The 21,815-nt window shown below is 36.8% G+C and carries 21 protein-coding genes, 1 pseudogene and 1 other annotated feature; of the genes and pseudogenes, 3 read left to right on the forward strand and 19 right to left on the reverse strand.

The window, feature by feature from the left end:
* The 4 genes and pseudogenes from exsA to nadB all read right to left on the reverse strand — a co-directional run.
* Nucleotides 1-833, reverse strand: a pseudogene (exsA, locus tag ACUXEY_RS06445) (spore coat assembly protein ExsA); the annotation flags it as partial.
* Between the two features lie 226 nt (nucleotides 834-1,059).
* On the reverse strand, nucleotides 1,060-2,166 hold the full coding sequence (nadA, locus tag ACUXEY_RS06450) for a quinolinate synthase NadA (RefSeq protein WP_461300311.1): 1,107 nt from the start codon (nucleotides 2,164-2,166) through the stop codon (nucleotides 1,060-1,062).
* A gap of 30 nt (nucleotides 2,167-2,196) precedes the next feature.
* On the reverse strand, nucleotides 2,197-3,030 hold the full coding sequence (gene nadC, locus ACUXEY_RS06455) for a carboxylating nicotinate-nucleotide diphosphorylase (RefSeq protein WP_461300312.1): 834 nt from the start codon (nucleotides 3,028-3,030) through the stop codon (nucleotides 2,197-2,199).
* Between the two features lie 19 nt (nucleotides 3,031-3,049).
* Nucleotides 3,050-4,579, reverse strand: a complete 1,530-nt coding sequence (gene nadB, locus ACUXEY_RS06460; protein WP_461300313.1) for an L-aspartate oxidase — start codon at nucleotides 4,577-4,579, stop codon at nucleotides 3,050-3,052.
* Between the two features lie 151 nt (nucleotides 4,580-4,730).
* Between nadB and ACUXEY_RS06465 the strand changes: the two genes are divergently transcribed.
* The 3 genes from ACUXEY_RS06465 to ACUXEY_RS06475 all read left to right on the forward strand — a co-directional run bounded on the left by ACUXEY_RS06465 (nucleotide 4,731) and on the right by ACUXEY_RS06475 (nucleotide 7,142).
* The gene (locus ACUXEY_RS06465) at nucleotides 4,731-5,873 is read left to right on the forward strand and encodes an IscS subfamily cysteine desulfurase (RefSeq protein ID WP_461300314.1); all 1,143 of its coding nucleotides are present in this window, start codon (nucleotides 4,731-4,733) and stop codon (nucleotides 5,871-5,873) included.
* Nucleotides 5,873-6,415, forward strand: coding sequence for a transcription repressor NadR (locus tag ACUXEY_RS06470; RefSeq protein WP_087957051.1), 543 nt, complete (start codon nucleotides 5,873-5,875; stop codon nucleotides 6,413-6,415). The genes ACUXEY_RS06465 and ACUXEY_RS06470 overlap by 1 nt, the downstream gene beginning before the upstream one ends.
* Nucleotides 6,416-6,494: 79 nt before the next feature.
* Nucleotides 6,495-7,142 carry an MOSC domain-containing protein gene (locus tag ACUXEY_RS06475; protein ID WP_461300315.1) on the forward strand — a complete coding sequence of 216 codons (648 nt, stop codon included), beginning with the start codon at nucleotides 6,495-6,497 and terminating at the stop codon, nucleotides 7,140-7,142.
* 62 nt (nucleotides 7,143-7,204) lie between these two features.
* On the opposite strand, the gene pheA is transcribed toward ACUXEY_RS06475, so the two are convergent.
* The 15 genes from pheA to minD all read right to left on the reverse strand — a co-directional run bounded on the left by pheA (nucleotide 7,205) and on the right by minD (nucleotide 21,815).
* Nucleotides 7,205-8,056 (reverse strand): prephenate dehydratase, encoded by an 852-nt coding sequence (pheA, locus tag ACUXEY_RS06480; protein ID WP_461300316.1) that lies wholly within the window; start codon nucleotides 8,054-8,056, stop codon nucleotides 7,205-7,207.
* A 96-nt stretch (nucleotides 8,057-8,152) separates the two neighbouring features.
* Nucleotides 8,153-10,066, reverse strand: coding sequence for an ABC transporter permease (locus tag ACUXEY_RS06485; protein ID WP_461300317.1), 1,914 nt, complete (start codon nucleotides 10,064-10,066; stop codon nucleotides 8,153-8,155).
* 49 nt (nucleotides 10,067-10,115) lie between these two features.
* The gene (locus ACUXEY_RS06490) at nucleotides 10,116-12,038 is read right to left on the reverse strand and encodes an FtsX-like permease family protein (protein ID WP_461300318.1); all 1,923 of its coding nucleotides are present in this window, start codon (nucleotides 12,036-12,038) and stop codon (nucleotides 10,116-10,118) included.
* Nucleotides 12,013-12,789: an ABC transporter ATP-binding protein gene (locus ACUXEY_RS06495; RefSeq protein WP_000114530.1), complete on the reverse strand. Its 777-nt coding sequence runs from the start codon at nucleotides 12,787-12,789 to the stop codon at nucleotides 12,013-12,015. Before ACUXEY_RS06495 ends, ACUXEY_RS06490 begins: the two co-directional genes overlap by 26 nt.
* A 93-nt stretch (nucleotides 12,790-12,882) precedes the next feature.
* On the reverse strand, nucleotides 12,883-13,965 hold the full coding sequence (locus ACUXEY_RS06500) for a HAMP domain-containing histidine kinase (RefSeq protein WP_461300319.1): 1,083 nt from the start codon (nucleotides 13,963-13,965) through the stop codon (nucleotides 12,883-12,885).
* A complete protein-coding gene (locus tag ACUXEY_RS06505; RefSeq protein WP_429600384.1) occupies nucleotides 13,955-14,662 on the reverse strand; it encodes a response regulator transcription factor in 708 nt (235 codons plus the stop codon). The genes ACUXEY_RS06500 and ACUXEY_RS06505 overlap by 11 nt, the downstream gene beginning before the upstream one ends.
* 140 nt (nucleotides 14,663-14,802) lie before the next feature.
* Nucleotides 14,803-16,089, reverse strand: coding sequence for a GTPase ObgE (gene obgE, locus ACUXEY_RS06510; protein WP_048531424.1), 1,287 nt, complete (start codon nucleotides 16,087-16,089; stop codon nucleotides 14,803-14,805).
* Nucleotides 16,089-16,637 carry a Spo0B C-terminal domain-containing protein gene (locus tag ACUXEY_RS06515; protein WP_461300320.1) on the reverse strand — a complete coding sequence of 183 codons (549 nt, stop codon included), beginning with the start codon at nucleotides 16,635-16,637 and terminating at the stop codon, nucleotides 16,089-16,091. Before ACUXEY_RS06515 ends, obgE begins: the two co-directional genes overlap by 1 nt.
* Nucleotides 16,638-16,700: 63 nt before the next feature.
* Nucleotides 16,701-16,991: a 50S ribosomal protein L27 gene (gene rpmA, locus ACUXEY_RS06520; protein WP_000944957.1), complete on the reverse strand. Its 291-nt coding sequence runs from the start codon at nucleotides 16,989-16,991 to the stop codon at nucleotides 16,701-16,703.
* A gap of 3 nt (nucleotides 16,992-16,994) precedes the next feature.
* Nucleotides 16,995-17,339 (reverse strand): ribosomal-processing cysteine protease Prp, encoded by a 345-nt coding sequence (locus ACUXEY_RS06525; RefSeq protein ID WP_461300321.1) that lies wholly within the window; start codon nucleotides 17,337-17,339, stop codon nucleotides 16,995-16,997.
* Nucleotides 17,340-17,350: 11 nt separating this feature from the next.
* Nucleotides 17,351-17,659: a 50S ribosomal protein L21 gene (gene rplU, locus ACUXEY_RS06530; RefSeq protein ID WP_000270907.1), complete on the reverse strand. Its 309-nt coding sequence runs from the start codon at nucleotides 17,657-17,659 to the stop codon at nucleotides 17,351-17,353.
* Nucleotides 17,660-17,673: 14 nt separating this feature from the next.
* Nucleotides 17,674-17,751, reverse strand: a sequence feature (ribosomal protein L21 leader region).
* Nucleotides 17,752-17,828: 77 nt separating this feature from the next.
* On the reverse strand, nucleotides 17,829-19,217 hold the full coding sequence (locus ACUXEY_RS06535; RefSeq protein WP_461300322.1) for an Rne/Rng family ribonuclease: 1,389 nt from the start codon (nucleotides 19,215-19,217) through the stop codon (nucleotides 17,829-17,831).
* A 67-nt stretch (nucleotides 19,218-19,284) separates the two neighbouring features.
* Nucleotides 19,285-20,145 (reverse strand): stage IV sporulation intramembrane metalloprotease SpoIVFB, encoded by an 861-nt coding sequence (spoIVFB, locus tag ACUXEY_RS06540; protein ID WP_166702907.1) that lies wholly within the window; start codon nucleotides 20,143-20,145, stop codon nucleotides 19,285-19,287.
* Nucleotides 20,138-20,884 carry a stage IV sporulation protein SpoIVFA gene (gene spoIVFA / locus ACUXEY_RS06545; protein WP_461300323.1) on the reverse strand — a complete coding sequence of 249 codons (747 nt, stop codon included), beginning with the start codon at nucleotides 20,882-20,884 and terminating at the stop codon, nucleotides 20,138-20,140. Before spoIVFA ends, spoIVFB begins: the two co-directional genes overlap by 8 nt.
* 133 nt (nucleotides 20,885-21,017) lie before the next feature.
* Nucleotides 21,018-21,815, reverse strand: coding sequence for a septum site-determining protein MinD (gene minD / locus ACUXEY_RS06550; RefSeq protein WP_000503310.1), 798 nt, complete (start codon nucleotides 21,813-21,815; stop codon nucleotides 21,018-21,020).

Raw genomic sequence — 21,815 nt, forward strand, 5'->3', positions numbered from 1 at the left:
TGCGGTGACACGATATTTCCTACATTTTCTTTCTTTACTTGCGGTGACACGATATTTCCTACATTTTCTTTCTTTACTTGCGGTGACACGATATTTCCTACATTTTCTTTCTTTACTTGCGGTGACACGATATTATCTTTTTTCGTTTGCGGAGAAATGATGTTATTAGGTTTCATTTTAGTAATTTGAGGAGCAATTAACTCGCTTCCTTTTTTAATTACATCTGAAATTTTATATTCTTTTTTCGCTTTTATTGGTGGTTGCGGTGGTTGTGGTAATACATTTACCGAGAACTTTGTGTTTTCTTTTTCTGCTGGTTTTTGTTTTTCTATAACCGGTGGTTTTTGAATAACAGACGGTTTTTCAACTGGTTTTTCTATTTGAATTGGCTTTTCTTTTTGCACTTCTTTTTGTGGTTTTACCTGTACTTCTTTTTGTGGTTTTACTTGCATTTCCTTCTGTGGTTTTACCTGTACTTCTTTTTGTGGTTTTACTTGCACTTCTTTTTGTGTTTGTTGCATAGCAGGTTGCTGTGTAATTGGCGCTGATTGATACGTAACTTCTTCCTCATCTTCTATTCCGAGCGGAGTTGGCGTTGCTGCAAATTCTTTTTGTTGCACCTCTTTTACGTATTGTTTTGGAGGTGCTGAACCTGCTCCAGCATGTTGTTTTACATGAACGCTGCTTGATGGCACTTTAATTTTCATACCTGGCATAATTAAATCTGGATTGCTAAGTTGTGTATTTGTTTGTTTCAACGTATCAAAATCCACTCCGTACTTTTTCGCAATTTTCCAAAGGGTATCCCCTTTTTGCACGATATGAATTTTCAAATTTTCCCCCTCCTGTATAACTTATCTATAAGTAACAAATCTCATGAAGTAACCCTTTCTAAATAACGTTAACCTCTTTTCACTTGTATCACTTCTTCGATTTTCAATATCATTAGAAGTGGAATAAGCACAAAAAAATCGTAATGATTTCTTCAAAACAATGTATGCCTATTTCGTTCTCGTTATGATTATATGTATGAAAAAAAGCAACGGGAATCCCGCTACTTTACACACGCTCTAACATACGATTTAATGCAAGAACCGCTTCTTCGGTCACTTGTTTGTCTACGCTAATAACGTTAATTTCTTCTCCTCTTTCTATCGTTTCAAGTGCCCATAATAAGTGCGGCAGATCAATTCGGTTCATCGTTAAACACGGACACATGAATGGATTAAGTGAAACAATTTCTTTATCTGGATGTTGCTGAATAATTCGGTTCACTAAATTCATTTCTGTACCAATCGCCCATTTACTACCAGATGGTGCTGATTCAATCATATCAATAATATATTTCGTTGATCCTGCATAATCCGAAGCAGCTACAACTTCATAACAACATTCTGGATGTACAATAATATTCATATCCGGATGATTTTTCCGTACATTCTCAATATTTTTCACTGTAAAGTTTTGATGAACCGAACAATGCCCTTTCCATAAAATCACTTGAATTTCTTCTATATCTCCATCGTACTCTAATGAATCTGTATGCGGGTCCCATACTGCCATTTTATCTAACGGGATACCTAAATCGTACGCTGTATTTCTTCCTAAATGTTGGTCCGGTAAAAAGACAAGGCGCTCTTTTTGTGTAAACGCCCAAGATACCATTTGTTTTGCATTAGAGGAAGTTACTGTCGCTCCGCCATTACGACCGCAAAACGCTTTAATGGCAGCTGTAGAGTTTACATACGTTAACGGAATCATCGTATCTCCAAATAATTTCGTGAGCTCTTTCCACGCTCTTTCTGTTTGTTCAATATCTGCCATATCTGCCATCGAACAACCTGCACGCATATCTGGTAAAATAACAACTTGTTCGCCTGTCGTTAACATATCTGCTGTTTCTGCCATAAAGTGTACACCACAAAATACAATATATTTTGCTTCTTTATTGCTCGCTGCAACTTGTGCAAGCTGAAGTGAATCTCCTGCTGCATCAGAAAATTGTACCACTTCATCTTTTTGGTAATGATGTCCTGGAATAAATAGTGTTTTCCCCATTTTTTCTTTAATTTCACGAACACGCTTTTCCATATCTTCTGTTGACATCGTGTAATAACGCTCTGGTAACATCGTTTCAATCGGTTGCACTTTTTCTAAAATACTCATATTCCTTTCTCCCCCTCTAAGCCGCTTTCCTTACGCCTCAATATTGAAACTAATATCAAGTGCTTTCACTGAATGTGTTAACGCTCCAAGCGAAATATAATCTACCCCTGTTTTTCCGTATTTCGATAATTCTTCAATTGTAATACCTCCTGATGCTTCCGTAACGATGGCACTTGGTACAATCTTTGAAAACTCCCGAATCTCATCTGGCGTACGGTTATCAAACATAATAATATCCGCACCAGCAGCTACTGCTTCTCTCACTTGTTCCTCTGTTTCTGTTTCCACTTCTACTTTCACCATATGTCCTAATTTTTCTTTCACCGATGTAACAGCTTTCGTAATAGAACCAGCAAAAGCGATATGATTGTCTTTAATCATGACACCGTCATATAAACCGAAACGGTGATTAAATCCGCCTCCGCACATGACTGCATACTTATCAAACATACGTAGCCCTGGCATCGTTTTTCGCGTATCGCAAATACGTGTATGGCTACTATCTAAAGTACGAACAGCTTCATGTGTCATTGTAGCTATCCCACTCATACGCTGAATAACGTTTAATATAACGCGCTCTGCCATTAATAACGAAGCAATTGGCCCTTGCGCAGTTGCTATTATTTCGCCCTTTTCTACAAGATCTCCATCTTTTTTATGAAGCTCCACTTCAATTCTCTCATCAATTAATTTAAAGCCTTCTTCAATTACTAAACGTCCCGCAAAGACACCTGTATCCTTTGCAAGAAACGTTCCTTTTGAAAGTAAATTGTCTGGAAAAATAAGCTGAGATGTTACGTCTCTTTCCCCTATATCTTCTAGAAAAAATCGATTTAATGCTTCTTTAACTTTTATCGTGTTCATAAAGCCCCTCTTCCCTTCATCACACAAGCTGTAGTTTTCTTTTCACTCGAACGATCTCTTTTTTTTCGCTATTTCTATCTGGATAATCACTTCGATAATGACCACCAATGCTTTCTTCTCTTTGCAAAGCTGATACGACTATAAGCTCACAGACTGTTAACATATTAATAAGCGTTATCTCTTCATTTGTAAGAGCGTCATGTTGTAATATCATATTTCGAACACCGTACTTACTAAGCCATCTCTTTGCATAAGATAAACTTTTCTCTGTTCGTACAATCCCAACATATTTCATCATGCATTCTTGTATTTCTTCTTTCGCCGGCAAATGATTCAAAACGATAAACTTCTTTTCCTTCTCAGCTAGTGTGTTCAATCTGTCTTTTGCCACTTTCGTTAAAATATGTTGTCCTATTCTTTTTCCAAACACAAGACCTTCTAATAACGAATTACTTGCTAGCCTATTTGCTCCATGAACACCGTTACAAGCTACTTCACCGACCGCATATAAATTTGGAATGGACGTCTCTCCATCACAGTTTGTTTTCACGCCACCCATATGAAAATGAGCACCGGGTACGACCGGAATACGTTTTTCATTTATGTCGACACCATTCTTTTCACACAATGATGATACAGTCGGAAAACGTTCTTCGAAATTTCGGATAGACTCGATATTTACATACACTTGTTCACCCGACAAAAGCTGTTCATGAATCGCTCTTGCTACTACATCGCGCGGCGCGAGATCGTGATCTGGGTGTATATCCATCATAAAACGCTGCCCTTTTCCATTTATAAGGACAGCTCCTTCACCACGGACAGCTTCAGAGACGAGGCCGCAGCACCGCCCGTTCGCGTATAACATTGTTGGATGAAATTGTACAAACTCTAAATCTACGAGCTCCCCGCCTGCGCGGTACACCATCGCAAGTCCATCACCCGTAATTGTCTTATCGTTAGAAGTAAAGGCGTATAAACCACCAATCCCACCTGTTGCTAACACCGTACAATCTGCAACGTAACGCTTCAACTTCCCTTCACTAGTTCTTGTTAAAACTCCAACACATTTCTCATTTTCTATAATAAAATCGAGCACCATTTCCTGTTCCACTACCGTAACGTGCGGAGCTACTTCTTGAATGAAATGCTCTAATACATTCTTTCCTGTTGCATCGCCACCTGCATGTAAAATACGACGCTTTCGATGTGCGCCTTCTTTTCCAAGATGAGGACCCGTTTCATCTCCATCAAATTTCATTCCATTTTTAATGAGAGTATTCATTTCTTTCGGCCCTTCCTCGACTAAATAACGGACCACATCTTCATTGTTATAATGACATCCTGCTACTAACGTATCTTCAAAGTGATCATTGGGATTGTCATATGTAGCAACCGCCGCTGCAATTCCACCTTGTGCTAAATATGTATTATTATTACGATTCGTTTCCTTTGTGATAATAATCACATTCTTTTCGTGACAAATCTCTTTCGCAACACGAAGCGCCGCAACGCCACTTCCAATAATTAAGACATCTGCACTTGGCATAATTGTTGCCTCCTACTTTACACTTTTCAACTGTCTTGACACCTATATTTACATAGTTTTAAAATAATGACAAGAGTTTTTTTATAATTCTTATTTTCACTACCATTTAAAAATACAAGAAATGTAACTCTTACTAGGGAGAGGAACTTACATGATGATATATCTTGACTATGCAGCTACTACACCTATGAGTGAAGAGGCGTTACAAACATATATGAAAGCAGCATCGCAATACTTCGGAAATGAACAAAGTTTACATGATATTGGAGGAACAGCTTCTTCTTTACTACAAGTTTGCAGAAAAACCTTTGCTGACATGATTGGTGGAAAGGAACAAGGGGTATTTTTCACGAGCGGCGGCTCGGAATCCAACTACCTTGCGATTCAATCCCTTTTAAAGGCTAGAAGCGGGAAACATATTATTACAATACCTATGGAGCATGCATCCATTCGAAGTTATTTTCAATCCTTACAATCAGAAGGGTATACAATTACTGAAATTCCTGTTGATGAAAGCGGGGTAATTCATTTAGATGATTTAGAAACAGCTATTACAGAAAATACTGTTCTAGCAAGCATACAGCACGGAAACTCTGAAATTGGAACCGTTCAAAACATCGCAGAAATCGGGGCACTTTTAAAAAAATATAACGTTTTATTTCATTCAGATTGTGTGCAAACATTTGGTAAACTTCCTATCAATGTTTTTGAAATGGGGATTGATAGTCTTTCTGTTTCAGCACATAAAATATACGGACCAAAGGGTGTTGGTGCTTGCTATATAAATCCGCAAGTTCGCTGGACACAAGTATTTCCGGGAACTTCTCACGAAAAAGGGTTTCGCCCAGGTACAGTAAACGTTCCAGGCATCGCATCTTTTTTAACAGCTGCTGAGAATATATTAAAAAATCAACAGGAAGAAAGCTTACGTTTTAAAGAGTTACGATCCTACTTTTTAGAGCGATTACAAACACTTCCTCTAGAAATTGAAGTAGAAGGTCATTCTACTTCTTGTTTACCACATATTATTGGGGTTACAATAAAAGGAATAGAAGGTCAATATACAATGCTAGAATGTAATCGTCATGGTATTGCTATTTCCACCGGAAGTGCTTGCCAAGTTGGTAAACAAGAACCTTCGAAAACAATGCTTGCAATTGGAAAAACGTATGAAGAGGCAAAACAATATGTCCGCTTCTCTTTCGGGCAACAAACAACGAAAGATCAAATTGATACTACTATTCATGCACTACACACAATTGGAAATCAATTTTATAGAGGTGTTAAATCATAATGAAACAAAACGACCAAAAAAAGATTTTAGGTGAAGAAAGACGACAGCTTATCCTTCAGTGGCTTCTCGCTGCAAATGAGCCGTTATCTGGGAATGAACTATCAAAGAAAACAAACGTAAGTAGGCAAGTTATCGTGCAAGATATTTCCTTACTTAAAGCAAGAAACGAACCAATTATTGCAACTGCTCAAGGCTATTTATATTTAAAACCACAAGAGAAACAACAAGCTTTCGAACGCGTAATTGTATGCCAACATAAACCAGCGGAAGTACGTCAAGAACTTACAATGCTTGTTGACCACGGCGTTACAATTAAAGATGTAAAAGTTGAGCATCCTGTATACGGTGACTTAACAGCATCCATCATGGTAAGCAATCGCTTTGATGTAGAGCAATATTTACAAAAAATCGAAAACACAAATGCTTCCTATCTTTCGCAACTAACGGATGGTATTCACTTACATACAATTGAGGCAGATTCAAAAGAAAAGTTAGATGCAGCTTGCAAGGCACTAGATAAAGCAGGATTTCTCGTTTATTAATGTAAAGCACAGAGTTTTTATCATTCTCTGTGCTTTTTTAATGCTATAATATTGAAATAAATCGTAAAGGAGATCAAATATGGGAATTGAACTCGTTCACTTTAGCATTGGCAAGCCGAAACAAATGAAATATAGCGAAAATAAAGAAATGCTTACTGGTATATGTAAAGAACTTACCGAAGAAGCTTTCCTATCAAAAGATGGCTTCCTTGGCGATGATGTAGCGGATTTAAAACACCACGGAGGACCTGATCGCGCAGTTTGTGTGTACCCACACGAGCATTACGCACTATGGGAAAAAGAATTCCAAACAACACTCCCAGCTTCCGCATTTGGGGAAAACATTACCGTAACAAATATGTTAGAGCATGATGTTTGCATTGGAGATACATACAAATTAGGTGAAGCGATTATTCAAGTGACACAAGCGCGCGTACCTTGTAGCACGATTTCAAAACGCCTCGGTATTCCTGGCATACTGCCGCGCATTGTAGCAACCGGATTTACTGGCTACCTATGCCGCGTTCTTCAAGAAGGTACTGTACGTAAAGATTCAAAAATTACATTACTAGAACGTCAACCGAACAATGTTTCTGTTTTGTTCTCTAACGAAATTTATTTTCATAATAGAAAAGATAAAGATGGCATTGAAAAGATTCTTGCTGTTCCAGAACTAGCCGATATTTGGCGTGGTCAGTTAGAAGAGCGTCTTGCAAAGTTAAAATAAAGAATCCCACCATTTATAGGTGGGATTTTATTTATCTATCACGCGGTATAACCTAGCTCCTCTTACAACCAATAAGAAGAATAACTCCCAAGCACAGTAACCGAAAAACCAAGTGCTTCAAGTTCCATCGTTACACCTGGCAATAATACATCATCATATGCTTTATCAACATCAATCAAGAAAAAGTAATTTCCAAGACCTGTTTTCATCGGACGCGATTCAATTTTTGATAAGTTTAATTTTCTCCATGCAAAAGCTGATAACACTTGATATAGCGCTCCTGCATAATCAGCGGGTAACGTTATCATAAGCGTCGTTTTCTCTCCTCGGTTTTCTCCGTTATTTGAGAGTATTGCTTTCTTTTTCTTATGGAGCACGAGGAAGCGTGTATGATTATTTTTATACGTATGAATGCTACGTCTTACGATCGTTAATCCATATTTTTCTGCAGCTGCTTCATTTGCAATGGCAGCAATTTTTTCTTCTGGATGTTCTTTCACATATTGCGCAGCTGCACTTGTTGATGTCATATCTCGGACAGTTACCCCTTTTAATTCTTCATTTAAAAACTTATGACATTGTGCAATAGCATGCGGATGAGAGTGCACTGCATATACTTCTTCCCACACTTCTGCATACTGCGGATGTACAAGTAGGTGCTGCTGAATGGGTACTGTAATTTCTCCTACAATAGAAAGCGGCTGCTCATGTACGAGGTAATCAACTGTTATATTCACTGAGCCTTCTATGGCGTTTTCTAATGGTACCACTGCATAATCTACATTTCCATTTGCAGCTGCATCAATGCAGTCTGGAATCGTTCGATACGGTACATGCTCTGCTTCCGGAAAAAAACGACTCACCGCCATATTTGTAAATGTTGCTTCTGGTCCTAAATATCCTACTCGAATCATCGTCTTTTCCCCTCTTTTTCGTTTTCTTACTGTTATACCATACTTTTTTATATTCTTCTATGTAAATTTCGAATATTAAAAAAAGACTAGCGTTCGCTAGTCTAAATGTTTCCTATATTCTCTTTGAGCGAAGAAGAAATACACGGTGCATGCAGCGATATAAAACAGAATAAATAAGCCTACTTTTCTTAATGAACCGTCCATAAAGATCGTATTATGAAACGTATATAACGCAACCGCACTATGCATACTCCCCACTATAATTGGCACAAAAAATAGCATACACAATTGCCAGCGAGAAATCTTCCATACTTCTTCCTTCGTCATTCCCAGTTTAGAGAGTGCCCCGTACTGCTTTCGATCCGATGAAATATTATGAAACCATTTAAAATATACGATACTACATGATGTAAGGAAAAATAATATACTAATGAATGAACCTATAAATAGAGTAATATTGCCGAACTCTTTCATATTCACATATAACTCCATATTACTTCGAAATGCGTTATCATCATCTTGTTTCATATGTTTCCGTAAATCTTCATTTAATTTTTTCGTATTTTCGATATTGGGTAATGTATAGCCTCTATATATCATTTTTTCAGAATCAGGAACCTTATTTGCTATACTGTCAAAGTCTTCATCATTCATGACGAAGAACAGACCATTAATGTGCGAAGGGTGATGGTTAAATTGTACTCCTTCCTTTTGACCATTAAATACGAATGAATATGTTTGATTCATTACTTGCAATTGAATCTCTTTTTGATTATATACATTCGAATTATTGTATTTATTATAATAAACGAGTGTCACTGTACCTTTTTTAGGATGATACGTTTTCTGTTTTTGTTTTCTTGCCTCTTGATTGTATTCACTTTCTTTAATGAGCGGCGCTTCTTCTGTCTCTCCTTTATTAGACTGAAAGGATGCATACACTCCAACAAAACTCATATATTGAAAATCATCATATCCATATTGATGCAGTAATTGTTCAACGGTACCTTCCTCAAAGACTTCATGGGTAGAAACACCTTTTTCTATGTATGAAAATGAGTGTGCGCCCCCATCCCGCCACATATCTTGCATGCTAGAAAAATATAAGAACACCGTACCTGTTGCCGTAACTACAAACGTCGTTGCCATAGAAAGCATAAAGAAAAAGCGACCATTTTCCTTCATGCGATGTGACAATTGATTCACTATAAATAAATACGGATATGTATACATAATCTTTTTATTTCGTTTTATCATTTCTAATATTTGAGCAGTGCCGTGTGTAAAAGAAAAATACGTTCCGAAAAAGACAAGTATAGACACAGGAAAAAAATAGAATGCTATCGTTGGCATCGTCGCTTGTAACGCTAACGTGTATCCTATGCCTAAACAAATAAATCCGAATATACAAAGCCACATTGATGTTTTCTTCTCTTTTTTATCCGTTCGAAATTCTTTCAATAACCGAATGATTTTTATGTTCCATATACGTAAAGCACTTATAAAAGATAATAGAATAAAAACAACCATATATGTAATAAACGTTCCCCCAATTGCTCCCACGTCAAATATGACAGGGAGTTCTTTCGGAAGCCCCAGTAACATACTAAACACCATGAAGAAGAGCTTTAAAAAGATCATACCAAGCCCAATACCGAAAATATTAGCAAATACCCCGATTAATATTTGCTCGGTCATAATCACTCCTATTACGTTAGACTTCGTTGCTCCCATTAACATATATAACCCTAATTCTTTCTTACGTGCCTCTATGAAAATAGAAGTAGAGTACAAAATAAATATGACGAAAAAAGAAATGATTATAACATTACATATGATAAGTCCCCAGCGTACGTTTTGATACCACATCGTCTCCTGCATATACGGATGTACAATGACAGACATGTATGCAAAAGACGCGAATATTGCAAAGCAACTACTTAAGAAAAACACTTTATAATTACGCCAATTTCCTTTTATATTTTGCAGCGCTAGTTGCCGAATGTTCATCTATCGTCCTCCTATAACTTACTACATAGGCAAAAAGCTAGAGATTTCTCTAGCTTTTCACATGTTTCAAATATCCTCTTTGCGCGATTATAAAGTAAATCGCAGAAGCTACAATGTATGCTCCAATTACTATCGCACCTGATTTCCATAAATCGAGATAAAGCATTTTTCCTAACGTATGAAGAGCAAATCCACTATGAATGGCACCAATTAAAATTGGGATAAAGAAGATAACGCCCATTTGTCGAATTGCAATTTTACGAATTTCTTTATCTGTCATACCGATTCTCTTTAACGATTTAAATTGAATACGATCTTGCTCTTTATCGTTAAACCATTTAAAGTATGTCATACTACAAGCGAAGAAGAAGAATAGTACCGCTACGAAGAAACCGATAAACATTGTAATTGCTCCTGATTCCCTTATATTTTTATAAGCGAGCACCGAGTTATTTAATTCCGCTTGCTTATCTGGTGCAACTTCCTTTTTTAAATCTAACACAAGGTCTTCTGTACTTTTCCAATCTTCTATATAATAACCGTAATATTTCGTCTTTTCTTCATCTGGTACGAGTTTTGCGTATTTCTCAAAATCTTGATCATTCACAATGAGATATTCACTATCATTAAAAACAGAAAATGGAGTTGGCTTATTCAGTTGAACAGACTGCGTTTGTCCGTTAATTTTAATTTCATGCGATTTCGTACGACCTATCTTCATCATATCGTTCGCCATATCCGTTATGACCATCGTTGCACTACCTGGGGCATTATGAACTTCTCTAACTTGCTCTCTCTTTTGTTTACGTACTTCAGCGTTATATTCTTTTTCTGAAACAATCGCCATTGGCATCTCATGTTCACTGTTAAACATTGTGATTTTTTGAGTTCCAGGAAGTTTTACGTACGTTACTTCTCGCGCATCTTCAAACCCGTGTTTTTTTATTAATTCTTTTGTTTTTCCTTCTTTGATGACATTATGCGTATGAATGCCTTTTTCCTCATACGAAATAGCATGCGGGGTACTAGTTACTGCCTTATAACTCATATCCTCAAAAAATACGTACAGTGTACCAACTGCTGACGATACAACGGCCGTAATGATAGAAATTACAAATAAAAAACGAGCATTATCTTTCATTTTATAAATAAGATTGCTAAGTACGAACATATTTGGATATGTATAAAAAGATTTTTTTCGTTTTTGTAACGCCTTTAATACGACTGTACTACCTTGTGTAAATAGCAAATAAGTTCCGCCTATCGTCAGCCCTACAATCGGTAAAAACAGAATGATAAAATTCATAAATGTTACTTGGAAGCTAAGTACATATGCAACAATAATACATCCTATACCAACTATACATAACCATGTAAATGCAAAAGGTTCTACTTTTTGTTTTCTTGCTTCTCTTAATAAATCAATAATTTGCAAGCGTCCTACTGTCCAAACGCTAAACAATGATAAGATTAAAAATAGAATAAAGTATACACCTGCTGTAATGAAAACTGCTTTACTATTCCATACGAGTGGTAGTGTTTTATCTATTTTCAATATTACACTTAATGCTTGGAAAAATAATTTTGAACAAAGCATGCCAAGCCCAATACCTACTACAATGGCAATGCTACCTAACATAAGCTGCTCTAATATAATCATTCGGCCAAGTTGAGATTTCGTTCCACCTATTAATGTTAATAGACCAAATTCTTTTTTCCTTGCTCGTAAAAATGTTGAATTTGCATATAAAATAAAGAGTGCTGAGAAAATGACTACAATATAATTCATCGATTCTAACCCTTTTGAAATCATATCCCTCATACTAATATTACCGCTTACGACATCTGGATGATAAATGAAGGAAGCATACATGAAAAATACGACTATCGATAAACAACTACTTATAAGAAACGCTTTATAATTACGCCAATTTCCTTTTACATTACTAAGCGCGAGCTGGCGAAAGTTCATGATATTCTCCTCCTAGCATCGCAAGTACGTCCAGAATTTCTTGGAAAAAGGCTTGTTTCGTTCTTCCTTTATGTATTTCTGAGAAAATTTCTCCGTCGCGAATGAATAGAATACGTTCGCAATAACTCGCTGCTACTGGATCATGCGTTACCATTGCAATTGTCACTTTCTTTTGTTCATGTAAGTCTTGCAACGCGCTCATTAATGATTTTGCTGACTTCGAATCTAAGTTTCCAGTTGGCTCATCCGCTAAAATTAACGTAGGCTCATGAATAATCGCTCTCGCAGCTGCTGCACGTTGTTGTTGTCCGCCTGATACTTCATATACTTTTTTATTTAAAATTTCTTCGATATTTAAAAACTTTGCAATCTCAAGTACTTTTGCATCGATTTCATTTACAGATTTCTTCGCCATTACAAGTGGTAAAATGATATTTTCTTTAATCGATAACGTATCAAGTAAGTTAAAATCTTGGAAAATGAATCCTAAATGTGTACGGCGAAACTCCGCTAATTTTGCAGCACGCATTTGATTAATTTCTTCGCCATTTACAAGCACATGACCTGAAGTTTGCTTATCAATTGTTGCTAATAAATTTAAAAGCGTTGTTTTTCCGCTTCCTGAAGGACCCATAATCCCTACAAATTCGCCTTCTTCTATTTTAAAATTTATATCGTTTAAAGCAGTCGTCGCTACTGAACCTTTTGATTGATACACCTTCGTTAATCCTTTTACTTCAAGAACACTCATTTCTAATCCCCCTATGTGTTTTCTTCTTACATTTACTATAAGAAAAATAAGAAAAAGAAACGAGTGATTTCCCTTACAAAACGTTTTGTTATCTTACAGTTTTGTCATTTTTCTCATTAATGTATGATATTCTTCATCTTTTGCAAATTGGAACGTGAATGTTGTCCCTTCTCCTTCAGCCGATTGTACATAAATACCGTGGTGTAAATTATCGCAAATTTCCTTCGTAATATATAAGCCCATTCCAGTCGCTTCTCTCGTTTTCCGGCCATTTATTCCCGTAAAGAATGGGTCAAATATACGCTTTACATCTTGCTCTGGAATACCGATTCCATTGTCCTTAATATGTAATAACACTTTTTGATCTTTCTCTTCAATTTGAAATTGAATTTCCTTTCTCTCTGCTTCTGAAATTTTCGTATACTTAATTGCATTTACAACAATTTGACCTATAGCAATGCTCAGCCATTTTCTATCAGATGCAACCATACAAGTATCTTCCTCAAACATTACTTTCGGAAATACAGACGATTGAATGAAAGACTTTCGATTTTCATTAATAATACCTCGAATGATATCTATCACATTTACTACTTCCACTTTATAATCTTTCGCAAACTGCTCTAACCTTGCCATATGTAACGCTAAATCTAAACCATTTAGTATGCGGTTATTTTCTTCACGAATACTTTCAACTGTTGCTCTTGCTTCACGATGCTCCTTACCAAACTTCTGTAATAGCAATTCTATAACCGATACTGGTGTTTTCATTTGATGAATCCATTGATTCATAAATATCATTTGCTGCTGTTCTTTCGCATGTTGTTTATGAACTTCATTCATATATTGCTGTCTTAATAACGTAAACGATTCAACGACCATCTCTTGCTCTGATGTATAAGAAGTATCAATAAGTAAAGAATCGTGTAATGTATTTCCGCTGGCAACATATTTTTCAATTCTTTTTAAAAACACACTTCGTTTTCGATAATCGTAAATGAGGTATACGATAAATACAACTGTTCCTAATAAAAGTCCATATAACCACGTACTCCAATCAATAGATCGCTTTTCTAAAAGACTTTGCAACTGCAGTACAAGCCCAAATAAACAAAGGCTAACAATATAAGAAAGAATTAAAGAAAAGCGATCCATAAGGTAATTTTTAACCTTCATGCCCCTCGCCCCACTCTGTAAGAAGCGCATAACCATATCCGCGTTTCGTTACAATTGCATTTTTAATGCCTAGCTCCTCTAGTTTCTTCCTTACGCGTTTTACATTTACGGTTAATGTATTATCATCCACAAAAGCTACCTCATCCCATAGGGCTTCTAACAGTTCTTCGCGTGTTACATATTGATTTGCTTGTTTCATTAAACATTCTAATAAGTAAAATTCATTTTTGGTCAGCTCCGTTTGTTGCCCTTGCCACTCAACAACATGCTGAGAAGGGAATAACAACAGTCCATTTACACCTAAACAATCACTTTCTGCTGCAGAAGCATACTCACCATACCCACGCCGAAGTGCACTCTTCACCTTTGCCTTTACAATATCTAAATGGAATGGCTTCGTAATGTAATCATCACCGCCATTTTCAATTGCCATTACTTGATCCATTTCCCCTGTTCTTGCAGAAACAAAAATAATTGGTGCATTCGATACACTGCGGATTTGACGACACCAATAAAAACCATCAAAATACGGTAAATTAATATCCAGTAACACGAGATGTGGATTTACTTTTACGAACTCATCTTTTATATGTCGTAAATCACTTGCTCTAAATGACTGATAGCCATACCTTTCTAAATGCTCTTCTAATATCCCCGCGATTTTTTCATCGTCTTCTACAATTAATATTTTATACATGTTCACTTTCTCCCTATAAAAAATTCTTCTAAAACCACTCCTCTTTTTATTATAAATTGAAAATTTAATTAGTGGGGATTTTTTCCTGTTCAAATCAGACTTTTACGATATAAAAAAAAGACTGCCATATTTCGGCAGTCTTAGTCGATAAATTCAAATTCATATTCAAGAATTTTTACAATATCTCCATCTTTCGCACCACGTGCACGAAGAGCTTCATCAATACCCATTCCACGCATTTGACGAGCGAAACGACGTATAGATTCATCACGTGAGAAGTCTGTCATCTTGAATGTTTTCTCGATATCGTAACCAGAGATAACAAACGTGCCATCACTTTCACGTGTAATTTCAAATTTAACACCTTCAGTATCAAATTTGTACATTACACTTGTGTCAGACTCATCCGCAACTTGATGTATCGGGAATTCTGGTGTTGTTTCTATTAAGTTCGCTACTTCAAACAGTAAGTCACGAACACCTTGTTTCGTTACAGCTGAGATTGGGAAGATTTTTACTTCGTCTCCCACTTTCTCTTTAAATGCTTGTAAGTTTTCTTCTGCATCTGGCATATCCATTTTGTTTGCAACAACAACTTGTGGACGCTCCGTTAAGCGAAGATTGTATTCTTTTAATTCATTATTAATCGTTACGTAATCTTCAAATGGATCACGGCCTTCTAAACCAGACATATCAATAACATGCACGATTACACGTGTACGCTCGATATGACGTAAGAATTGATGTCCAAGTCCAACGCCAGCATGTGCCCCTTCAATTAGTCCAGGAAGGTCAGCCATAACGAAGCTGCGGTTATCACCAGTTTCAACAACACCAAGATTTGGAACGATTGTTGTGAAGTGATACTCTGCAATTTTCGGACGTGCTGATGATACGACAGATAATAATGTAGATTTACCTACACTTGGGAATCCGACAAGTCCAACGTCTGCTAGTACTTTAAGTTCTAGGATGACATCACGCTCTTGACCTGGTTCCCCGTTCTCAGCGATTTCTGGCGCTGGATTCGTAGCTGTTGCAAAACGTGAGTTACCACGGCCACCGCGGCCACCTTTTGCAATTACAGCCGTTTGTCCATGCGTTACTAAATCGGCAAGAATTTGACCAGTTTTTTCATCTTTTACTACTGTTCCTGGTGGAACCTTTACAAGTAAATCTTCAGATTTACGTCCGTGCTGACCTTTACTCATTCCGTGCTGACCGCGATCAGCTTTGAAATGACGTTGGTAGCGGAAGTCCATTAATGTACGTAAGCCTTCCTCAACAACGAAAACAACATCTGCACCTTTACCACCGTCGCCACCTGCTGGGCCACCTTTTGGAACATACTTCTCACGACGATACGCAACCATTCCGTTACCACCGTCGCCGCCTTTTACATATATCTTGACCTGATCTACAAACATTATTTCACCACACTTTTTTCAATTGGTTGTAATATAACTGAGACTTCTTCGTCTCGTACTGTATAAGAAATGGAAAACCATTTATTGTTTTGGGTCGCAAGCCAATTCTGTAGTTCTTCTACACTCGTTAGCTTACCACGAAAATCAAAAAAGAAACGAGCATTCTCCGCGTCACATTCAATTGTGATACAAACATAATTTTCAACATATACGTCTAAACTATGCTGAAGCATTGAGAAAAATTGATTCGTCCATGTACATACAGTCTCATCTAAGTGAGATAAGTTATGTAATTTCCCTAATACTTCGTACTCCAATAAGCACGGCTGCTGTTTCCAATTATATGTTAAAATCCACTCTGAAAATAAAGGCATTGATAGCCCCATCAGATTGGATTCTTGTCTCGCTTCTTGGACAAAACGATCGATGAGACTATGAATTTCTTCCACTTTTCCAAGGGAAAGGTTTCCTTTCACCATCTGCATACGATTGAGCCAATCATGCCTTGAATGGCGCAATGCATCTATAATTGTCCATTTTTCATTCATTTAGATACCCCTTAATATAGAAAAACTCTAACCTGCACTCAGGTTAGAGTTTTCCGTGAGTTCTTATGCTTCTTGAGCAACAGGATATACGCTCACTTGTTTGCGGTCACGGCCAAGACGCTCGAAGCGTACTACGCCGTCAACTTTCGCGTATAAAGTGTCATCGCCACCACGACCAACGTTAACACCTGGATAAATTTTTGTACCGCGTTGACGGTAAAGAATTGAACCACCTGAAACCGTTTGACCATCTGCGCGTTTAGCACCAAGACGTTTTGACTGAGAGTCACGACCGTTCTTTGTACTACCTACACCTTTCTTAGATGCGAAAAACTGAAGATCTAATCTTAACATACGTTACACCTCCTGCACTTTTTCTATTAAACGGATATACTTTCCGTAATCAAGTTCGATCGTCTTAAGCGAAACAACCAATCCTTCTAAAAGCGTTTGTGCTTTTTCTGCTGCATGAACGTCTAAATCATTAGGCAATTCATACGTTAAGAATCCGCCATCGCTTCCGAGTTCAATAGTTGCCTGCACATTACAAAGTTCTTCCACTGCATTTATAGAACCAAACACAACCGCTGTAGTTGCAGCACAGACAAGATCTTGTCCATGTGGCGCATAATCGGCATGTCCAGTCATTTTAAATGATTGGATACTTCCTAATTTCGTACGACTTATCGTAATTTTAATCATGTTAACCTGAATTAAGCGTTGATAGCTTCAACAACTAGCTTAGTGTAAGGTTGACGATGACCTTGTTTCTTACGATTGTTCTTTTTCGCTTTGTATTTGAAAACGATAATTTTCTTAGCGCGACCTTGTTTTTCAACTTTCGCAGTAACTGTTGCACCTTCTACAACTGGGCTACCAACTTTAACGTTTTCGCCACCAACGAAAAGAACTTTGTCAAAAGTAACAGTTTCACCAGCTTCAACATCTAATTTTTCAATATAGATTGCTTGACCAGCTTCAACTTTAATTTGTTTTCCACCTGTTTCGATAATTGCGTACATACTTGCACCTCCTCTTAATTACTAAGACTCGCCAAAAACGAGGTAGACATAAATGCCTTTAGGGAACCTGTCTTGTGCGGTTGTAGCATATAGCCGTTTAGGTGCTATAAACTATAACATAAAGATGTTATCATGAATCATAGACGGTTGTCAATGAAAGTTCTACTAACTATTTTTTCCGTTCTACAATTTCTTTTTTACTTCCAAAACGGATAATGGCGTACTTTTCGATCATATCATCTTTGAAATAAATTTCAAATGGAATATTTTTTTGTAATTCTTTTTGCAAAAATTGTTTTTGTAATTCTTTAGGTGCAGCAATTAATACTGCCTCGTATTCTATATTTCCATATGTGATTAGCTCTCTCTCTAACTCATACGCAATTGTTTCATATGACATCACATACCCCGTCGCTTTGCACGGTACACACTCTCCTAGTAACACGTCGCGTAAAGAATGTTTTTTACGTTTACGTGTCATCTCCAAAATCCCTAACTCTGTAAACCCAAGTACTCTCGTATATGTGCGATCACTTTGCATAGCAGCGATGAGACATTCTCTTACCTTTTCTTTATCTTCTCTTCTTTTCATATTAATGAAATCAATTAATATCATACCGCCAATATCACGCAATCTTAATTGACGTGCTATCTCTTCAGCAGCCAATTCATTTGTACGAAGGACTGTATCTTGTAAATTCTGTTTTCCAGTAAACTTGCCCGTATTCACGTCAATTACAGTCATCGTCTCCATTTGTTCCACAATTAAATACGCACCGTTCGGGAGCCACACAATTTTTTGAAGTGCTTTCTCGATCTCACGCTCTATTCCAAAATGGCTAAACATTGAAGATTTTTCATTATACAAAGATACTTTTTCTTTTCCGACTTTTTCTTCTAATTCTTTTACTATACTTCTTGTATCTACAACTACTTTTTCAATCGTTTCAATTGGATTCTCTTGAAATACACGATCTAAAAAGGTGGCCGGTCGATGAAGTAGTAACGGTGCCTTTCCTTGGCCCTCTTTTCTTTTTAACTCTTCATATAGCTGCTGTAATCTTTGCATTTCAGCTTGTATTTCTTCAATTTCTCCTTTTTCAGAAGCAGAACGGAAAATGTACCCACCTGTCCCTTCTACTTCAATTTGGAGTAGTTGCTGCCTTCTTTTATTGTTTTTTATTTTCCGAGAAACGGCACGCATTTCATCATATGGCATATAAACGACATATTTCCCGGTAAATTCTATGTTCGCTGTCAATTTCGGCCCTTTCGTATCAATTGCCTCTTTCACAACTTGTACGAGTACCGCCTGCCCTTCATGTATACGATAAGAAGACGGCACATCATCGTATGAAAGATACGCATGTTTTTCTAAACCGATGTTTACAAATGCTGCGTTCATTCCAGCAATCGTTCTTACGATACGTCCAACATAAATATGCCGAACAATCTCTTGTTCTTCATTTCGCTTCCATAAAAACTCAACCATTTTTTTCTTCTCTTCAATCGCAACGCGTTTTTCCGATCCAGCGTAGTTTATATATAACGTTTTCAAAATTCTTTCCTCACTTTATAATCTTCTTTGCTTTTACAATAATAAAAGGTTAGTGCTATCGTCAACACTAACCGATTAATTCTTCGACAGATGAAGTTGTTCGTTTTTCAGTAAAATACGCATAGAGCAATTCATTTTCATCCAATGTGTAATGTTCTTTATATTTTCCATGGACGATAATAGAGTGCTTATACCCTCTACGAAATTTTGTGAAGATCTTATATAAATGATCTTCTGATTGCACTTCAATGGGTGCAATCTTTTCAATTCCTCTTTTGTTCCCGTAGTATCGTTCTAACAAAAAACGCATAAAGGCGTACCGTCTTTGTTTCCATTCTTGATATAACGATACCGCTAAAAATATGAGAAGTACCCACATCATAATATTGTTACTATTCCAAAGTAACTGCCACACTAGTATTACACTAAAAAAAACACATGATAATTTCATCATCTTTTCATGTGCTTGTAAATAAGGAAAACGATATGATAATACGTTAAACAATACTTTCCCGCCATCAAGCGGCCAAATAGGAAGTAAATTAAATGCTAAAATAATTATATTATTCCACATAAAGAAATAATATAATTCCGCACTTAACCAACCAGTTTCAAACAATATATAACCTACCGCCATCATCCAAATATGTTGAATAGGTCCTGCAATTACGACAACAAGCTCCTCTTTCAATGACTTATTCCCATGTTCCTCAAGCTCAGCTACACCACCAAACGGTAAAAGTTGAATCTTTTTAATACGCCAATTATAATGTGCCGCTGCGAAAGCATGCCCAAGTTCATGGATAAGGACGATACAAAATAAAAGCAGCAACTCTTTAAAACGCGCCGTAAAAATACCAATGACTATAATAACCCAAAACAACGGATGCACTGAAATTTTCGTTAAAACATCTCTATATTTAATCAAACGAAATCACCTGAATCGGGTCAATAAATTTTTCATTCTTTTTTATTGCAAAATAAAACTTACCATTTTTATTATTTGCATCATTATTCACTGTTCCAATTTTTTGTTTCTTTGAAACGTAATCATATAATTTCACTGACATGTCATTTAAATTCGCATACCATGACTCCGTGCCATCTGCATGCTGAATTTGAACTGTATTACCGAGTTCCTCTTTCTTACCTGCAAAAACAACAAGCCCTTCATTCACTGACTCAACAGTTGCATTTGTAGCTGTTTGGACAAATACACCTTGGCCATTTTTTTGAAATCCTTGCATTACCTTTCCGGAAGCAGGAATTGCATAATCTTTTTGCTGAATAGTTCCTTCTTTTTTCTCATTTGGCGAATAAAATACGAGAGGTTTTCCAAACTGCTTTTCGTACCATTTCGCTACAGTAGCAAACTGAAACTCTTCTTTCATCACTTTTTCTGTAACAGCTTTCGCACCATCGAAAGAAGAGGGTGCATTCTTATATAAAATAGCGATAGAAAGAACTAATATTGCTGATAATAAAACTTTGAAGAAAAACACTTCTTTTCTAAATAAAGGATGAATTTCCTTTTCTCCACCCTCAATAAATACTGTTTCATTATCAAAATTCCCTCCAGCGAAATACTGCTCTTCCTCCATCCTTTCTTGCTCTGCCTTCCTCTTCGCAATCCGTTTTTTAATTTCTTCTACACGTCTATTCTTCATACTGTCTCCTTTCTTTCATTAAGCTAATTTAAATAGAAACAGTTGTATACAGTTTGTACATATGTATGAGCTAGGAAAGGAAGATATTCGTGTGAAGAAAAAAGAAAGCACTCCGCAAATATGCGAAGTGCTTTTAACGGATTCCAAAGAAGTTTTTCATCTTTGTAAATACCGATACCTTTTCTTGTTCAAATGCTTGTAATGGGACATTCTCACCCAACAAACGTCTTGCAATATTACGATAAGCTAACGCTGCTTTTCCGCTCGGTTGCAACGCTACAGGTTCACCTGTGTTTGTAGCACGAATAACTTCGTCATCATCTTCGACAACACCAAGAAGCTCGATTGACAATGTACGTACGATTTCATCAACATCTAACATATCCTGTTCATGAAGCATATGACTACGCACACGATTAATAACAAGTTTCGGTGGTTCAATATCCTCTTTTTCTAAAAGCCCGATAATACGATCTGCATCGCGCATTGAGGATACTTCTGGCGTCGTAACAACAATTGCTTTATCCGCACCAGCTACCGCGTTTTTAAATCCCTGCTCAATCCCCGCAGGACAATCAATTAATATGTAATCATAATCTTGACGTAATACTTGTATTAATTCATCCATTTGTTCAGGTGTTACCGCTGATTTATCACTCGTTTGTGCTGCAGGTAATAAATAAAGATCATCAAAACGTTTATCTTTAATAAGAGCCTGAGGTAAACGGCAACGCCCTTCAACGACATCAACAAGATCAAATACAATACGATTTTCCAGCCCCATTACTACGTCTAAGTTTCTAAGACCGATATCTGTGTCAATTAAGCACACTTTCTTTCCAGATAACGCTAGGGCTGTACCAATGTTCGCAGACGTTGTAGTTTTACCTACACCGCCTTTTCCAGATGTAATTACTATTGCCTCTCCCAC

The organism is Bacillus sp. F9_6S_D1_P_5 (assembly GCF_054823925.1).

Excerpts from the sequence above, each read along its gene's own strand:
- ACUXEY_RS06475 (WP_461300315.1), top strand. The coding sequence starts at position 6,495 with ATGGGAATTGAACTCGTTCACTTTAGCATTGGCAAGCCGAAACAAATG.
- obgE (WP_048531424.1), bottom strand. The coding sequence starts at position 16,089 with ATGTTTGTAGATCAGGTCAAGATATATGTAAAAGGCGGCGACGGTGGT.
- spoIVFA (WP_461300323.1), bottom strand. The coding sequence starts at position 20,884 with ATGAAGAATAGACGTGTAGAAGAAATTAAAAAACGGATTGCGAAGAGG.
- pheA (WP_461300316.1), bottom strand. The coding sequence starts at position 8,056 with ATGATTCGAGTAGGATATTTAGGACCAGAAGCAACATTTACAAATATG.
- ACUXEY_RS06525 (WP_461300321.1), bottom strand. The coding sequence starts at position 17,339 with ATGATTAAAATTACGATAAGTCGTACGAAATTAGGAAGTATCCAATCA.
- ACUXEY_RS06465 (WP_461300314.1), top strand. The coding sequence starts at position 4,731 with ATGATGATATATCTTGACTATGCAGCTACTACACCTATGAGTGAAGAG.
- nadA (WP_461300311.1), bottom strand. The coding sequence starts at position 2,166 with ATGAGTATTTTAGAAAAAGTGCAACCGATTGAAACGATGTTACCAGAG.
- ACUXEY_RS06505 (WP_429600384.1), bottom strand. The coding sequence starts at position 14,662 with ATGTATAAAATATTAATTGTAGAAGACGATGAAAAAATCGCGGGGATA.
- ACUXEY_RS06500 (WP_461300319.1), bottom strand. The coding sequence starts at position 13,965 with ATGAAGGTTAAAAATTACCTTATGGATCGCTTTTCTTTAATTCTTTCT.
- ACUXEY_RS06490 (WP_461300318.1), bottom strand. The coding sequence starts at position 12,038 with ATGAACTTTCGCCAGCTCGCGCTTAGTAATGTAAAAGGAAATTGGCGT.
- ACUXEY_RS06495 (WP_000114530.1), bottom strand. The coding sequence starts at position 12,789 with ATGAGTGTTCTTGAAGTAAAAGGATTAACGAAGGTGTATCAATCAAAA.
- ACUXEY_RS06485 (WP_461300317.1), bottom strand. The coding sequence starts at position 10,066 with ATGAACATTCGGCAACTAGCGCTGCAAAATATAAAAGGAAATTGGCGT.
- rpmA (WP_000944957.1), bottom strand. The coding sequence starts at position 16,991 with ATGTTAAGATTAGATCTTCAGTTTTTCGCATCTAAGAAAGGTGTAGGT.
- nadB (WP_461300313.1), bottom strand. The coding sequence starts at position 4,579 with ATGCCAAGTGCAGATGTCTTAATTATTGGAAGTGGCGTTGCGGCGCTT.
- ACUXEY_RS06515 (WP_461300320.1), bottom strand. The coding sequence starts at position 16,637 with ATGAATGAAAAATGGACAATTATAGATGCATTGCGCCATTCAAGGCAT.
- nadC (WP_461300312.1), bottom strand. The coding sequence starts at position 3,030 with ATGAACACGATAAAAGTTAAAGAAGCATTAAATCGATTTTTTCTAGAA.
- ACUXEY_RS06470 (WP_087957051.1), top strand. The coding sequence starts at position 5,873 with ATGAAACAAAACGACCAAAAAAAGATTTTAGGTGAAGAAAGACGACAG.
- rplU (WP_000270907.1), bottom strand. The coding sequence starts at position 17,659 with ATGTACGCAATTATCGAAACAGGTGGAAAACAAATTAAAGTTGAAGCT.